Source organism: Salinicola tamaricis (assembly GCF_003006155.1).
Classification (GTDB): Bacteria; Pseudomonadota; Gammaproteobacteria; order Pseudomonadales; family Halomonadaceae; genus Salinicola; species Salinicola tamaricis.
On the sequence record NZ_CP023559.1, the window covers coordinates 163,391 to 178,112 of the forward strand.

14 protein-coding genes are annotated in these 14,722 nt (G+C 67.7%); 10 read left to right on the top strand and 4 right to left on the bottom strand.

From position 1 onward, the window contains the following. Positions 1-107 precede the first annotated feature (107 nt). The 8 genes from CN538_RS00795 to CN538_RS00825 all read left to right on the top strand — a co-directional run bounded on the left by CN538_RS00795 (position 108) and on the right by CN538_RS00825 (position 7,850). Positions 108-950: a fumarylacetoacetate hydrolase family protein gene (locus CN538_RS00795; RefSeq protein ID WP_106418231.1), complete on the top strand. Its 843-nt coding sequence runs from the start codon at positions 108-110 to the stop codon at positions 948-950. Positions 951-1,052: 102 nt separating this feature from the next. Next, complete coding sequence (locus CN538_RS00800; RefSeq protein ID WP_106418232.1) at positions 1,053-2,087, top strand: zinc-binding alcohol dehydrogenase family protein; 1,035 nt, start codon at positions 1,053-1,055, stop codon at positions 2,085-2,087. After that, positions 2,084-3,733 carry a UxaA family hydrolase gene (locus CN538_RS00805; protein WP_106418233.1) on the top strand — a complete coding sequence of 550 codons (1,650 nt, stop codon included), beginning with the start codon at positions 2,084-2,086 and terminating at the stop codon, positions 3,731-3,733. Before CN538_RS00800 ends, CN538_RS00805 begins: the two co-directional genes overlap by 4 nt. A gap of 11 nt (positions 3,734-3,744) precedes the next feature. After that, positions 3,745-4,215 (top strand): hypothetical protein, encoded by a 471-nt coding sequence (locus CN538_RS21555; RefSeq protein ID WP_242495447.1) that lies wholly within the window; start codon positions 3,745-3,747, stop codon positions 4,213-4,215. A gap of 53 nt (positions 4,216-4,268) precedes the next feature. Continuing rightward, positions 4,269-4,868, top strand: coding sequence for a mannitol dehydrogenase family protein (locus CN538_RS21560; protein ID WP_242495448.1), 600 nt, complete (start codon positions 4,269-4,271; stop codon positions 4,866-4,868). Between the two features lie 102 nt (positions 4,869-4,970). Beyond that, entirely contained in the window at positions 4,971-5,960 is a 990-nt protein-coding gene (locus CN538_RS00815; RefSeq protein ID WP_242495449.1) for a C4-dicarboxylate TRAP transporter substrate-binding protein, read from the top strand. Positions 5,961-6,027: 67 nt separating this feature from the next. After that, a complete protein-coding gene (locus tag CN538_RS00820; protein ID WP_106418235.1) occupies positions 6,028-6,561 on the top strand; it encodes a TRAP transporter small permease in 534 nt (177 codons plus the stop codon). 5 nt (positions 6,562-6,566) lie between these two features. Further along, positions 6,567-7,850, top strand: a complete 1,284-nt coding sequence (locus CN538_RS00825; protein WP_106418236.1) for a TRAP transporter large permease — start codon at positions 6,567-6,569, stop codon at positions 7,848-7,850. On the opposite strand, the gene mmuM is transcribed toward CN538_RS00825, so the two are convergent. Beyond that, positions 7,847-8,839 (bottom strand): homocysteine S-methyltransferase, encoded by a 993-nt coding sequence (mmuM, locus tag CN538_RS00830; RefSeq protein WP_106418237.1) that lies wholly within the window; start codon positions 8,837-8,839, stop codon positions 7,847-7,849. The genes CN538_RS00825 and mmuM overlap by 4 nt on opposite strands. Then, positions 8,836-10,302 carry an amino acid permease gene (locus CN538_RS00835; RefSeq protein ID WP_106418238.1) on the bottom strand — a complete coding sequence of 489 codons (1,467 nt, stop codon included), beginning with the start codon at positions 10,300-10,302 and terminating at the stop codon, positions 8,836-8,838. The genes mmuM and CN538_RS00835 overlap by 4 nt, the downstream gene beginning before the upstream one ends. 223 nt (positions 10,303-10,525) lie before the next feature. Between CN538_RS00835 and CN538_RS21565 the strand changes: the two genes are divergently transcribed. Together CN538_RS21565 and CN538_RS21570 are read left to right on the top strand one after the other, a co-directional pair. Further along, entirely contained in the window at positions 10,526-10,807 is a 282-nt protein-coding gene (locus CN538_RS21565) for a FadR/GntR family transcriptional regulator (protein WP_242495450.1), read from the top strand. 205 nt (positions 10,808-11,012) lie between these two features. Beyond that, complete coding sequence (locus CN538_RS21570; RefSeq protein WP_242495451.1) at positions 11,013-11,300, top strand: hypothetical protein; 288 nt, start codon at positions 11,013-11,015, stop codon at positions 11,298-11,300. Between the two features lie 189 nt (positions 11,301-11,489). Here CN538_RS21570 and CN538_RS00845 read toward each other — a convergent pair whose 3' ends face one another. Both CN538_RS00845 and araD1 read right to left on the bottom strand, forming a co-directional pair. Further along, the gene (locus CN538_RS00845) at positions 11,490-13,289 is read right to left on the bottom strand and encodes an IlvD/Edd family dehydratase (RefSeq protein ID WP_106418239.1); all 1,800 of its coding nucleotides are present in this window, start codon (positions 13,287-13,289) and stop codon (positions 11,490-11,492) included. A 93-nt stretch (positions 13,290-13,382) separates the two neighbouring features. After that, positions 13,383-14,375: an AraD1 family protein gene (gene araD1 / locus CN538_RS00850; RefSeq protein WP_106418240.1), complete on the bottom strand. Its 993-nt coding sequence runs from the start codon at positions 14,373-14,375 to the stop codon at positions 13,383-13,385. Positions 14,376-14,722 lie beyond the last annotated feature (347 nt).

The window sequence follows — 14,722 nt, forward strand, 5'->3', positions numbered from 1 at the left end:
TCGCCTGTTTATCCAGCGCCTCCTGGGTCCTGAAAAAGCTTTCGTCTCAACGTCACTCGATCACTTCGTACCCAAATTCAACCAACGCTTTCCTCAAAGGAGTCTTCATGAAACTGCTACGCCACGGCCCCAAGGGCCAGGAAAAACCGGGAATCGTCGACGCCGACGGTCGCGTGCGCGATCTCTCCGGCGAGATCGATGACATCGCCGGCGAGGTGCTCAGCGCCGCCGGCCTGGCCAAACTCGCCGCGCTCGATCCGAGCCGCCTGCCCGAAGTCGCCGCCGACACCCGCCTGGGCCCCTGCGTCGGCCGTGTGGGCAAGTTCATCTGCATCGGCCTCAACTACTCCGATCACGCCGCCGAGACCGGTGCCGAGGTACCCGCCGAGCCAGTGGTGTTCAACAAGTGGACCAGCGCCATCTGCGGCCCCAACGACGACGTCGAGATCCCCCGCGATTCGACCAAGACCGACTGGGAGGTCGAGCTCGGCGTGGTGATCGGCACCGGCGGGCGCTACATCGACGAAGCCGACGCCATGGATCATGTCGCCGGCTTCTGCGTGATCAACGACGTCTCCGAGCGCGAGTTCCAGCTCGAGCGCAGCGGCACCTGGGACAAGGGCAAGGGCTGCGACACCTTCGGCCCGCTCGGCCCCTGGCTGGTGACCCGCGACGAGATCGCCGACCCTCACGATCTGAATCTGTGGCTGGAGGTCGACGGCCAGCGCTACCAGGACGGCTCGACCCGCACCATGGTGTTCCAGATCCCGCATCTGGTCGCTTACCTGAGCCGCTTCATGAGCCTGCAACCGGGCGACGTGATCTCCACCGGCACGCCCCCGGGCGTGGGCATGGGTCAGAACCCGAAGGTATTCCTCAAGCCGGGTCAAACCATGCGTCTGGGCATCGAGGGGCTGGGCGAACAGCACCAGCGCTGTATCGAGAGCTGAGCGCCCGGCGACGCCACGCCGCCTTCCTGAGTCTGGAAGGTGGCCTGAGCGTCAATTGGCCTGACCTTTAGGCCGAAACCCTCATCCGCCAGGAGAATCTACATGCAAGTCGTGGTCTGTTCGCGCCCCGGCGAGATGGCGCTGGTCGAGCGCCCGACGCCCCCGCTGGCGCCGGGCGAAGCGCGGGTCGCCATCCGTCGTATCGGTATCTGCGGCACCGATATTCATGCCTTCGGCGGCAATCAGCCCTACTTCGAATACCCCCGCGTACTCGGCCACGAGCTGGCCGGCGAGGTGGTCGCGGTAGCCGAAGATGTCGACCCGGCGCTGGTCGGCCACGCGGTCTACGTCATTCCCTATATGCACTGCGGCGAGTGCCGCGCCTGCCGCCAGGGCCGCACCAACTGCTGCCAGGCGCTTCAGGTGATCGGCGTGCACCGCGACGGCGGCATGGCGCAGACGCTCAACGTGCCCGCCACCCACCTGGTGGCGGTGCCCACGCTCTCGGCCGAGGCGCTGGCGCTGGTCGAGTGCCAGGCCATCGGCGCCCACGCCGTGCGCCGCGCCCAGGTCGCCGCCGACGAGCTGGTGGTGGTGGTCGGCGCCGGGCCGATCGGTATCGGCGTGCTGCAGGTGGCCAAGAGCTGCGGCGCGCGGGTGGCGATGGTCGACACCAATCGCGACCGGCTGGCGCTGTGCCGCGAAGCGCTGGGCGCCGATGCGACCTGGCATGCCGACGACGACGTGGTGGCCAGGATCGAGGCGCTCAACGATGGTGCCCTGGCCGACGTGGTGTTCGACGCCACTGGCAATCCGTCGGCGATGAATCGCGGCTTCGACTTCGCCGGCCACGGCGGACGCTACGTGCTGGTCAGCGTGGTCAAGGCCGAGATCCGCTTCAGCGATCCGGAGTTCCACAAGAAGGAGCTGACCCTGCTCGGCAGCCGCAACGCCACGCGGGAGGATTTCGAGCACGTGACCCAGTTGATGGCCGAAGGCCGGCTGCAGACCGCCCCGCTGATCACCCACCGTGCGACGCTGACTGCACTGCCCGAGCGGATGCCGGCCTGGTGTGCCCCCGGCAGCGGCGTGATCAAGGCGATGGTGACACTGGACGACGCGGAGACCGGAGCATGAGCAAGACGACCATCGCCAGCGACGCGCCGGCGCGTCAGAGCCTGCGTATTCACGCCGGCGACAACGTCGCGGTGGCGCTGACCGACCTGCCCGCCGGGCGCGAGGTGACGGTGGCACAGACGCGCCTCATCCTGGCCGATACCGTGCGCGCCAAGCACAAGTTCGCGCTCACCGATCTCGCCTCGGGTGATCTCGTCACCATGTACGGCGTCACCGTGGGGCGCGCCACCCGGCCGATCCCCCGTGGCGGCGCGATCACCACCGATAACCTGGCTCACGCCACCGCCGGCGACGACGCCCGACCCGGCTCGCGAAGCTGGACGCCGCCCGATGTGTCACGCTTCGCCCAGGCCACCTTCGACGGCTTCCACCGTGCCGACGGCAGCGTGGGTACCGCCAACGTCTGGCTGGTGATCCCGCTGGTATTCTGCGAGAACCGCAATATCGAGGTGCTGCGTCAGTGCGTCGCCGACGCCCTGGGTGACGACCCCTATCGTGACTACAAGCGTATGGCCCGGGGCCTGCTCGAGGGCATCGAAGCCACCGCGGATGCGTCCGACGAGGGGACACCGTCGCGGCGCTTTCCCAATGTCGACGGCGTGCGCTTTCTCACCCACAGCCTGGGTTGCGGCGGCACCGACGACGACGCCGAAGCGCTGTGCCAGCTGCTCGCCGGCTACGTCTGCCATCCCAATGTGGCCGGGGCGACGGTGCTCAGCCTGGGCTGCCAGAAGGCGCAGATCCGCATGCTCAAGGCGGCGGTCGCCGCGCGCGACCCGCAGGGGCTCAAGCGTGTCGACTACTTCGATCAGCAGTCCTCGCCCAGCGAGGAGCGTCTGATCCGCGACGCCCTGACCTCGATCTTCGACGGCCTCGCCAGCGCCGACCGGGTCACGCGCCAGCCCGCCACCCTCGACAAGCTGGTGCTGGGGCTGGAGTGCGGCGGTTCGGATGGCTTCTCCGGGCTCTCCGCCAACCCGCTGGTGGGCGCGGTGGTCGACCGCCTGGTGTCATTGGGCGGCAGCGGCATGCTCAGCGAGTTCCCCGAACTGTGCGGGGTCGAGCACGAGCTCACCGCGCGCTGCACGAGCGAAGCCGTGGCGGCACGCTTTGCCGAGCTGATGAGCGCCTACCAGCGTCACGCCGCGGCGGTGGGCGCCGACTTCTCGATGAACCCCTCACCGGGCAATATCCGTGATGGCCTGATCACCGATGCGATGAAGTCCGCCGGCGCGGCCAAGAAAGGCGGCGACGCGCCGGTAGTCGATGTGCTCGACTACACCGAGCCCCACCGCCGCCCGGGCCTGAGTCTGCTGTGCACGCCGGGCAACGACGTCGAGTCGACCACCGCCCTGGCCGGTTCCGGGGCCAACCTGATCCTCTTCACTACCGGGCTCGGCACGCCCACCGGCAACCCGGTGGCACCGGTGCTCAAGATCGCCAGCAACAGCGCGCTGGCGCAGCGCATGCAGGACATCATCGATTTCGACGCCGGCCCCATCGTGAGCGGCGAGCGCACCATCGACGAACTCGCCGAGGCGCTGCTGGCGCTGTGTCTGGAGGTCGCCTCCGGGCGCCATGTCACCCGGGCGCAGCGCCTCTCCCAGCACGACTTCATTCCCTGGAAGCGCGGGGTGTCACTATGAGTCGCAGCGCCATGAGCGCCCCCACGGAGGCTCTCGACAGCGATGCCTGCATCGTCCAGTTCGGCACCGGGCGCTTTCTGCTCGCCCACGTCGACGCCCTGGTCTCGGAATCGCTGGCCAGCGGAGCCAGCTCGCGCCGCCTGCTGGTGGTGCAGTCCTCGCCGCGCGAAGAAGGCAAGCGCAAGGCGCGCCTGCTCGCCGCCCAGCAGCGCTATCCGCTGCGGATCCGTGGCCGCCGCGACGGCGTGGAGATCGACCGCGAGCAGCACGTCGACAGCATCGATTCCTGTCTCATCGCCGCCGAGCAGTGGCAGGCGCTGACCCGCCATGTCGTCGAGCACGCCGAGATCATCGTCTCCAACACCGCCGACGACGGTTTCGAGGTCGGCGCCGATTCGAGCCTGAATCCGCTGCCGACGAGCTATCCCGGCAAGCTGACCCAATTGCTGCGGGCCCGCTTCGATGCCGGCCGCGACGGCTGACGCTGCTGCCCTGCGAGCTGATCGAGCACAACGCCCAGGAGCTGCTCGCCCGGGTGACCCGATTGGCACGGCGCGACGGCCACTCCGAGGCCTTCATCGACTGGCTCCAGACCCGCTGTGTGTGGGCCGATACCCTGGTCGACCGCATTGTCTCGGCGCCACTGGAGCCGCTGGGGGCGATCGCCGAACCCTATGCGCTGTGGGCCATCCAGCGCCGACCCGGCCTGGCGATTCCCTGCCACCACCCGGATGTCCAGATCGTCGACGATCTGGGGCCGCAGTCGATGTGCAAGCTGCACATCCTCAATCTCGCCCACACCTATCTGGTCGACCGCTGGCAGCGTGCCGACCGGCCGGTGGAGTTCGTGCGCGAGGCGATGCAGCGCGACGCGCTGAGCGAGCCACTGCGCGCGCTGCTCGACGACGAGGTACTGCCGACGCTGGCCGCCGAGCTGCCGCTCGACGAGCTCGAACGCTACCGCGACGTCACCCTGGAGCGCTTCGCCAACCCCTTCCTCGACCACCGCCTGGCGGACATCGCCCAGCACCATGCGACCAAGCTGGAGCGCCGCCTGCGTCCGGTGGTGGAACGCGCCGCGCGCCAGGGGCGTCAGGTGCCGGGGCTCATCGATGCCCTCGGCGGGGCGAACTAGAGGCCCTGACGCCGCCCACGAATGACCGACCACGCTTGACCGACCACAACAAGATCCACAACGAGCAGATCAACGAATAAACAAGAGGAAACACCCATGACAATGCAGCGCTGGCTCCGTTTCACCGCCTCCCTTTCCCTCGCCGGCCTGAGCGCCCTGGCGCTCACCGGGCCGGCCCAGGCCGCCACCGAGATCCGTGTCGCCTACGGCAACCAGCCGGGCGAACCGGTCGACGTGGCGGTCAAGGCTTGGGCCAAGGAGGTCGAGAAGGCAAGCCATGGCGAGTTGACGCTGAAGGCGTTCCCCGCCAGCCAGCTCGGCGGCGAAACCGAAGTGATGGAGCAGGCGCGCTTCGGCTCGCCGCTGATCACTATCACCGCCTACTCCAACTTCATGAGCTCAGTGCCCGATCTTTCGGTGCTGGATGCGCCCTATCTGGCCAATGACTTCGACAGCAAGCTCAAGGTGTTCGACTCCGCCTGGTTCGCCGAGCAGGAGAAGAAGGTCGAAGCCGCCGGCTATCACATCGTGATTCCCAACACCGTCTACGGTGTGCGCCAGCTGCTCTCCCGCGACGCGGTGGCGACTCCGGCGGATCTCTCGGGGGTCAAGATCCGAGTCCAGAACTCGCCGATGTACGTCGCCGCGATCCAGGCGATGGGCGCGGTGCCCACGCCGATGTCGCTGGGCGATGTCTATCCGGCGCTGGCCCAGGGCCTGGTGGATGGCGTCGAGAACCCGCTGCCGGTGCTGTATGGCGGCAAGTTCTATGAAGTGGTCAAGAACCTCAACCTCACCTCACACATGCACACCGTCGCCCCCTTCGTCACCGGCGAGGCGTTCTGGCAGCAGCTGAGCCCGGAGGACCAGAAGATCCTCACCGAGACCGGTCAGGCGATGGCCGCCAACCTGCGCACCCTGGTCGAGAAAGAGACCGACAAGTCGCTTCAGCAGCTCAAGGATGCCGGCGTCCAGGTCAACGAGGTGGATATCGAACCCTTCCGCGAGCGCGCCCAGGAGGAGATTCCCAAGGCGTTTCCGCAGTGGAGCGAAGGGCTGTATCAACGGGTGAGTCAGATCATCAACGGTTGATCGAGCCGCTTTCCCGGCATGACAGCGCTCCCGCTCGACATCGAGCGGGAGCGCCCTGGAGTTGACCATGCAAACGCTTTTCAAGGCGCTCGACCGCCTGATGCGCCTCGATGAGGTCATCGCCAGCCTGGCGCTGTTCGGGCTGTTTTTGGTCGCCATCGCCAACGTCTTCATGCGCTATCTGTTTTCGTCTCCGCTGGCCTGGAGCGAGGAGATCCTGCAACTGCTGATGGTATGGGCGACCTTTCTCGGCGCCAGCGCCCTGGTGCGTCGCAACGAACACGTCCTGATCGGCCTGCTGGGCGACAAGCTGCCGCCCCGCCTGCGCCGCTGGAATACCCGACTCTTCAATGTCGGCATCGTCATGCTGTGTGCCCTGGCGATGCTCTACTGGGGGTTGGAACTGCTGCCCTTCTCGCGTTTTCGCAGCACCCCGATGCTGCAGATCCCCTACACCTGGATCCATGTCGCCATCCCCATCAGCGCCGCCATGATGCTCTACCACGGGCTGGTGCGGCTGATCACCGATGACCGTGACGTGGCGTCATCGGACGCGACCGCCGACGTCGACACCGCCGATGTCTTGAACACCAAGGAGTGATATCGATGGCCGTTGGCATTGCGCTCGTCGCGCTCTTCATCCTGTTCTGCCTGGGCACGCCGGTGGCCTTCGCGCTGTTCGCGTCGAGCCTGGCCTATTTCCTGATCGGTGCCGACCAGCCCATGGTGACGCTGATCCAGCGCCTCGCCGGCGGTCTGGAGTCGATCTCGCTGCTGGCGATTCCGTTCTTCATCATGGCCGGGGTGTTCATGAACCACTCCGGCATCACCGAGCGCCTGCTCAAGCTGGCCGAGCTGATGACCCGCCGCTTGCACGGCGGTCTGGCCCAGGCCAACGTGCTGCTGAGCACCTTCATGGGCGGGCTCTCCGGCTCCAACATCGCCGACGCGGCCATGAACGCCAAGCTGCTGGTCCCCAGCATGACCAAGGCCGGCTACCCCAAGGCATTCTCGAGCGCGGTCACCGCTTCGTCGTCGCTGATCACCTCGACCATTCCGCCGGGCATCGCGCTGATCGTCTACGGCTACGTCAACAACGTCTCGATCGGCCGGCTGTTCCTGGCCGGCGTCGTCCCCGGCGTGCTGATGGCGGTCGCCATGATGGTGCTGGTATCGATTCAGTGCCGGCGTCTCGGCTACCAGAAACCGCGCCGTGAACGCGTATCGCGTCACGAGTGGATCAGCGTGACCCGCGCCGGCATCATCGCCCTGCTGCTGCCGGTGGTAGTGATCGGCGGTATCCGGATCGGCGTGTTCACGCCCACCGAGGCGGGGGCCATGGCGGTGCTCTACGCGCTGATCGTGGGGCTGTTCGTCTACCGTCAGATGGGCCTGGGTAGCGTCGCCGTGGCCACTCGCGAATCGCTGATGGCCGCAGTCAACGTGCTCTTCATCATCGCCGTGGCGTCGGGCTTCGCCCGCGTGCTCACCTGGGAGCAGATTCCGCAGCAGATCGCGCTGATGCTCTCTTCGGGGGTCGGCAGCGCGGTCGCCTTCCTGCTGATCGCCAACCTGCTGCTGCTGATTCTGGGCATGTTCCTCGAAGGCAACGCCATTCTGATCGTGCTGTCGCCGCTGCTGGCGCCGGTCGCCGCCCAGTTCGGCATCGACCCGGTGCACTTCGGCATCGTCTTCATCCTCAACGCCTCGATCGGCACGATCACGCCACCACTGGGGACGGTGATGTTCACCACCTGCTCGATCACCGGCGTCTCGATCGGCGCCTTCATCCGCGCGATCCTGCCCTACTGGCTGCTGCTGGTGGCGCTACTGCTGATGGTCACCTTCGTCCCCGCGATCTCGCTGACGCTGCCCAACTGGGTGTTCTAGCCGGGCATGCGTGCTCGGCGGGCCCGGGCCAACGCCCCGATATCCTCCGGCCCGGTACGGCAGCAGCCGCCGATGGCGCTGGCGCCGGCGGCCAGCCAGCGCGGCAGGCCCTCGGCGAGATCCCGCGGTGCCGGCGCGTGGGCGCAGCCGGCATGCCAGGTCTTGGTCACCGGATCGTAGTGCTCGCCGGAGTTGGGATAGACGATGATCGGCAGCTGGGTGACGCCGCGCAGACGCGTGACCAGGCTCTCGATATGGGCCAGCGCCGTGCAGTTGATACCAATGGCGGCCACGCCGGGTAACGCCTCCAGGGCCTCACCACAGCGCTCGATCGGCGTACCGTCGCTGATATGCCCCTCATCGCGGGCCGAGAAGGTGAACCAGGCCGGCACCGTGGAAAGGTCGGGCAGCAGCCCGGCCACCGCCAAAGCCTCCTCCAGCGAAGGTAGCGTTTCCACCGCCAGCAGATCGGGGCCGGCCTCGAGCAGCGTGCGCAGACGCGGACGATGGAACTCGGCCAGCGCAGCGCGCCCGATGGCGTAGTCGCCGCGATACTCGCTGCCATCGGCGAGAAAGGCGCCGTAGGGCCCCACCGAAGCCGCCACCAGCGGGTAGGGGCGCGAGGCGTCGGCGTGCGCCGCCCAGCAGGCGTCGCGCGCCTCCTTCGCCAGCGTCACCGAGCGCTGGATCAGGGCGTCGGCCTCGGCGGCCTCGAGCCCAGCGCGCATGAACCCCTCCCGCGTGGCCTGGTAGCTGGCAGTGATGGCGACATCGGCCCCCGCCTCGAAGTAGGTCCGGTGCACGTCACGGATACGTTCGGGCGCCTCGCGCAGCACCCGGGCCGACCACAGCGCATCGTTGAGATCGCAGCCCAGCCGCTCGAGCTCGGTGGCCAGCGCGCCGTCGACGATCATGAAACCGGCCTGGGCGGCGATCGCCGCGATCGGGTTGGCGCCGGTCGGGGTAGCGCTCGGATTGGCAGCACTCATGAGGTGGGCTCCTCGGTGACATCAGCGTAGCGGCGGTGCGAGTCTTCCGCCGGATCGGGCTGGGTGGTGGGCGCCCCGCCAACGGGCTGGCGCGGGCGGGTCAGGTAGTAGCAGGCGTAGCAGAGCGCCACGAACGGCACCCCGAAGTAGAGCGCGATACGCTGCTGGGGGTCGAAGGCGATGCCCACGCAGGCGAACAGGCAGAAACCGAAGGCGGCCAGCGGCACCCACGGATAGCCCGGCGTGCGGTAGACCAGGTCGCGCGGGTCATTGCCGGCGCGCACGTAGACCCGGCGGAAGCGCCACTGGCTGGCGGCGATCGCCATCCACACCAGCACCACCGCCAGCCCCGAGATCGAGACCAGCGCCAGGTAGACCAGATCCGGCGCATAGACGCTGGAGAAGAGCGCGCCGAAGCCGCCGAGCATGCTCAAGATCACCGCGTTGAGCGGAATGCCCCGGCGATTGAGCCGACCCAGCGCGCGCGGCAGCGTGCCCTGGCGTGACAGCGTCCAGAGCATGCGCGACGACGCGTAGAGCCCCGAGTTGGCCGCCGAGATCAGCGCGGTGATGATGACCAGATTGATCACGTCCGCCGCTCCGGGCACCCCGATACGGTCGAATACCGCCACGAACGGACTCTCCACCAGCCCGGCCTGCTCCCGTGGCAGCAGCGCCGCGATCACCACGATGGTGCCGACGAAGAACAGGATCAGCCGCCACAGGGTGGCGCGAATGGCGCGCGGCACGTTGGTCGCCGGGTCGACGGTCTCGCCGGCGGCGATACCGATCAACTCGGTGCCGGAGAAGGCGAACATCACCGCCAGCAGCGTGGTCCCGATGGCCAGGTAGCCGGTGGGGAAAGCGCCCTCGGCCCACAGATTGGAGAGCCCCGGCGCCGGGGCCCCCGCCGGCGCGTCGGCCAGCGGCACGAAGCCGAGCACCGCGGCGGCGCCCAGCACCACGAAGATCACCACGGTGGCGACCTTGATCAGCGATAACCAGAACTCGGTCTCGGCAAACAGCCGGGTGGTGAAGGCGTTGGTGGCGAAGACGATGGCGGCGAAGATCGCGCTCCAGTACCAGCCCGGCACCTCGGGGAACCAGCGCCCCATGAACACCGCCGCCGCGGTGAACTCGGAACCCAGCGCCACGGTCCAGGTGAGCCAGTAGAGCCAGGCCACGGTGTAGCCCGTGCCGGGGCCGATATAGCGTGTGGCGTGGGCGCTGAAGGCCCCCGCCTCGGGCATGTGCACGGCGAGTTCACCAAGGCACATCATCACCAGCCAGGCGACCAGACCGCCGATGAGATAGGCCAGAATGGCGCCCAGCGGGCCGGCCTGATTGACGGTGTAGCCCGAACTCAGGAAGAGTCCGGTGCCGATGACCCCGCCCAGCGACAGCATCACCAGGTGGCGGCTCTGCATGCTGCGCTTGAACGGGGTCTCTTGGCTCTCTTGCATAGCGAATGTCCGGTTGAAAAACGGGGTGAAGACGACAGGCGCGCCATGTTACCCAATCCATCCCGCTTGCGGGTAACCGCGACCCGGAGCCGAAAGATCGATTTGGAACAAGCTGATAGCGGCCGGCCCGGCACACCGGGCATCGCCACCCGCCGCCCGCGGCGGTTAAGATGAGCGCTATCGGTTCTCGCCGCGCGAGCCCCCCAATCCTGGATGCCGAACCATGCCCGAGGTCAAAGCCGCCCGCCGCTCCCCGCCCGCACCGCGCCCCAGCGTCGCCGAAGCGCTGGCCGAGGAGATATTCACTGGCCGCTACCAGCCCGGCGAATTCGTGCCCAAGGAGATCGATCTCTGTGAGCGCTTCGCGCTCAACCGCTCGGCGGTGCGCAGCGATCTGCGACAACTGGTGGATGCCGGCATCATCGAGCGCATCTCCGGCTACGGCTCCCGCGTTCGCCCCTATTCCGAGTGGAATATTCTCGACCCCCAGGTCACTGCTGGATGACGCGTTTCGCCACGCCCAACCCCGGCATCCAGCGCGAGATCCTGACCTTTCGCTTCGACGTCGAGCCCTACGTGGCGATGACCGCGGCCAAGCGCGCCACCGCCCGCGACCTGGTGGCGATCGAAGAGGCCTTCGACGGCATGGGCAGCATCTGCGCCAGCCCGTCGATGCTGGGCAGCGCGCGCGGCTGCACAGCGATTGTGACGTGGCCTTCCACGTCGCCATCTTCAAGGGCCACCACAACATCGTCTGGACCCAGCTCTCGCACATCCTGCGCCCATCGATCCATCTGCTGGTGGAGAGACCTCCAACGTCAGTGCCAGCGACCCCGAGGGAGCCTGGAGCGTCACCGGGTGCTGATGGAGAGCATCCGTACCCGCGCCCCGCCGAGGCCTTTCAGGCCTCGGTGGCGGTCCTTCAGGGCACCGCCAATGCGCTGGGGCTGGCGCTGCCGGAGACGTTGCTAGGGGAGAGGCCGCCGCCCGGCGACTGAGAGAGTATCGGCAAAAAAAGCGCCCGAGCGGTGGGCTCGGGCGCAGTCGACAGGCGAGAAGCGGGCCTGTAGAGAAGTCGGTCTGAAGCGACGCGGCGCCGGAAGAGACAAGCATCCGGCGTCGCGCTCAGAGAGTGGTTAAAAATTCGACCAGCGCAGGCATTGTGTAAACTCCCGCTCAGCCCCCTCTCAGTGGTTGTCGCGCGGCAAGTCCCAGGCAATGGCGCGGTACTTGGTGGCCGGGGCCAACGTCATGCCGCGGTCCAGCGGCTCGACCATGCCGCGCTGGATCTCCTGCCACGGCGTCTGATGATCGCGGTAGGGGTAGCCGCCGCGCGCCTCCAGGCTTGCTCGCCGCCGCGCCAGCTCGGCGTCGTCGACCAGCAGATTGGCCTCACCGCGGCGCAGATCGATGCGCACCCGGTCGCCGCTCTCGAGCAGCGCCAGGCCGCCGCCCACCGCGGCTTCCGGCGAGGCGTTGAGAATCGAGGGCGAGCCCGAGGTGCCCGACTGGCGCCCGTCGCCCAGACACGGCAGCGACTCGATCCCGCGCGCCAGCAGCGCTTCCGGCGGCTGCATGTTGACCACCTCGGCGCCCCCGGGGTGCCCCACCGGGCCGGCACCGCGCATTACCAGGATCGTCTTCTCGTCGATGCCCAGCGCCGGATCGTCGATCCGCGCGTGATAATCCTCGGAGCCGTCGAACACCGCCACCCGACCCTCGAAGGCGTCGGGATCGTCCGGGTCGGAGAGGAAGCGGCGACGAAAGTCGTCGGAAATCACGCTGGTCTTCATCAGCGCCGAGTCGAACAGATTGCCCTTGAGGTTGATAAAACCCGCCGCTGCCACCAGCGGATCGGCGTAGCGGCGGATCACGTCGCTATCCTGGGTCTCGCGACCCTGGCAGTTGTCGGCGAGGGTGTGGCCGTTCACCGTCAGCACCTCACCGTGGACGCGCCCTGCACCCAGCAGCTCGTGGATCACTGCCGGCACGCCGCCAGCGCGGAAGAACTCCTCACCCAGATAGGCGCCCGCCGGCATCACGTTGGCCAGCAGCGGCACGTCGTGGCCGAGCCGCTGCCAGTCGTCGTTGGTCAACTCGATGCCAGCGTGGCGGGCGATGGCGTTGATATGGATCGGCGCGTTGCTCGACCCGCCCAGCGCCGAGCACACCACGATGGCGTTCTCGAATGCCTCGCGGGTCAGGATACGGCTGGGGCGCAGGTCCTCCCACACCATCTCGACGATGCGCGCACCGGTGGCATAGGCCACCATCGGGCGCTCCTTGTAGGGCGCCGGGATCATCGCCGAGCCGGGCAGGCTCATACCCAGCGCCTCGGCCATGGAGTTCATGGTCGAGGCGGTGCCCATGGTATTGCAGTGCCCCACCGAGGGCGCCGAGTCGGCGATCCGGGCGAGGAAGGTGGGATAGTCGATCTCGCCGGTGGTGAGACGCTTGCGCAGCTCCCACACGATGGTGCCGGAGCCGACCCGTTCGGCACCGCGCCAGCCGTTGAGCATCGGCCCGCCGGAGAGCACGATCGCCGGCAGATCGGCGGTGGCCGCCGCCATCAGGCAGGCCGGCGTGGTCTTGTCGCAGCCGGTGGTGAGTACCACCCCATCCAGCGGGTAGCCGTGCAGTACTTCGACCAGGCCGAGATAGGCGAGATTGCGGTCCAGCGCCGCGGTGGGCCGGCGCACGTTCTCGTGGATCGGATGCAGCGGGAACTCGAACGGCACCCCGCCGGCGGCGCGGATTCCCGCCTTGGTGCGCTCGACCAGTTCGAGGTGGTGGCGGTTGCACGGCGTCAGGTCGGAGCCGGACTGGGCGATACCGATGATCGGCTTGCCCGCGGCCAGCTCCTCCAGGGTGATGCCGTAGTTCATGTAGCGTTCGAGACACAACGCCGTGGTGCCGGCGTGGTCGGGGTTGTCGAACCACCAGCGCGAGCGCAGTGACTCGCGACGGCGCGCGGAGGAATCAGACATCGGAAGGCTCCAGAGAGGCGCCGCGCGCAGCGCGGCACCGGCGTGCCAGGGGACCCGGGCGGCGCCGGGTGAAACGACGTGACATCAGGCGGTTCACAGCGGCTTGGCCGCCGCGTAGCCCAGGTCCGCGTCGGCTTCCAGGGTGTTGCGCAGGGGCCGCCCCAACGCCGGCAACTCGATTTCGTAGCGGTCGCCCGGCTCGACCCTCACCTGGTCGGCGAAGCTCAGCGTGGCGGTGCCGAAAAAGTGCACGTGGACGTCGCCCGGGCGGCGGAAGTTGCGGTACTTGAAGTGGTGGTGCTCCAGATTGGCCAGGCTGTGGGCCATGTTGGCCTCACCGGTCAAAAACGGCTTTTCCCACAGGGTCTTGCCATCGCGCACGATGCGGCTGGTGCCCTCGAGGTGCGCGGGCAGCTCGCCCACCAGCAGCTCTGGGCCGTAACTGCAGGCGCGCAGCTTGGAGTGGGCCAGCCACAGGTAGTTGAAGCGCTCGGTGACGTGATCGGAGAACTCGTTGCCGACGGCGTAGCCGACCCGCCACGGGGTGCCGTCATCGCCGATCACATAGAGACCGGCCAGCTCCGGCTCCTCGCCGGCATCCTGGGCGAAGCTCGGAGACGGCAGCGCCGCCTCGGGCGCCACCACGCAGTCGCCGTCGCCCTTGTAGAACCACTCCGGCTGCGGCCCTACCTCGCCGGCGCCCGGCTTGCCCGCCTCGACGCCCATGCGGAACATGCGCATGGAGTCGGTCAAGGTGCTCTCGTCGACCAGGGTCGCGGCGTGCATCGCCGAACGCGTGTCGGCACTGCCGAGGTGGGTCAGCCCGGTGCCGGTGACCAGCCAGTGGGCCGGGTCCGGGTGGGTCAGCGGCGGCAGCAGCTGTCCGTTGTCGACCAACGCGGCATAGTCGAGCCGGGTGTCGGTCAGCGCCGCCTCGACCACCTCACTCAGCGGGCGCCCTTCGGCGATCGCCTGCCGCGCCAGGCCGTAAACCCCATCCTCCGCGGCCACCACCTGCACACTCTCGGCGTCGACCACCAGGCCCACCGTCAATCGCCCCTCGTGGCGACATTGAATCAGGCGCATTGTCTTTGCTCTCCTCGGCATTGATTGGGCTCGATGAACGACCGAGCGGATTTGGGCTCGCTAGACAGCAGAGCGGATTCGGGCTCGCTGAACGATCGAGCGAATTCGAGTGCGGCGATAGGTACCGATGTCGACTATGTTGAACATACTGTCAATAAGTACAACATAGACTTTCGGCGCAAATACCCCACCCGCGAATCGCGCTAGGCTGGGCGGCTCATTCGGCAGGCGCCGCTGGCCCCGCTCATCGACCGCCATGGTGACAGCTTCCCACCCTGACGGCAGGCGCACTCGACCAATGTCTAGCAAACACGAATATTGCACTCAATGTTCATTCGTCATAGCGT

Excerpts from the sequence above, each read along its gene's own strand:
- CN538_RS21555 (WP_242495447.1), top strand. The coding sequence starts at position 3,745 with ATGAGCGCCCCCACGGAGGCTCTCGACAGCGATGCCTGCATCGTCCAG.
- CN538_RS00845 (WP_106418239.1), bottom strand. The coding sequence starts at position 13,289 with ATGTCTGATTCCTCCGCGCGCCGTCGCGAGTCACTGCGCTCGCGCTGG.
- mmuM (WP_106418237.1), bottom strand. The coding sequence starts at position 8,839 with ATGAGTGCTGCCAATCCGAGCGCTACCCCGACCGGCGCCAACCCGATC.
- CN538_RS00820 (WP_106418235.1), top strand. The coding sequence starts at position 6,028 with ATGCAAACGCTTTTCAAGGCGCTCGACCGCCTGATGCGCCTCGATGAG.
- CN538_RS00825 (WP_106418236.1), top strand. The coding sequence starts at position 6,567 with ATGGCCGTTGGCATTGCGCTCGTCGCGCTCTTCATCCTGTTCTGCCTG.
- araD1 (WP_106418240.1), bottom strand. The coding sequence starts at position 14,375 with ATGCGCCTGATTCAATGTCGCCACGAGGGGCGATTGACGGTGGGCCTG.
- CN538_RS00805 (WP_106418233.1), top strand. The coding sequence starts at position 2,084 with ATGAGCAAGACGACCATCGCCAGCGACGCGCCGGCGCGTCAGAGCCTG.
- CN538_RS21565 (WP_242495450.1), top strand. The coding sequence starts at position 10,526 with ATGCCCGAGGTCAAAGCCGCCCGCCGCTCCCCGCCCGCACCGCGCCCC.
- CN538_RS00795 (WP_106418231.1), top strand. The coding sequence starts at position 108 with ATGAAACTGCTACGCCACGGCCCCAAGGGCCAGGAAAAACCGGGAATC.
- CN538_RS00815 (WP_242495449.1), top strand. The coding sequence starts at position 4,971 with ATGCAGCGCTGGCTCCGTTTCACCGCCTCCCTTTCCCTCGCCGGCCTG.
- CN538_RS00800 (WP_106418232.1), top strand. The coding sequence starts at position 1,053 with ATGCAAGTCGTGGTCTGTTCGCGCCCCGGCGAGATGGCGCTGGTCGAG.
- CN538_RS00835 (WP_106418238.1), bottom strand. The coding sequence starts at position 10,302 with ATGCAAGAGAGCCAAGAGACCCCGTTCAAGCGCAGCATGCAGAGCCGC.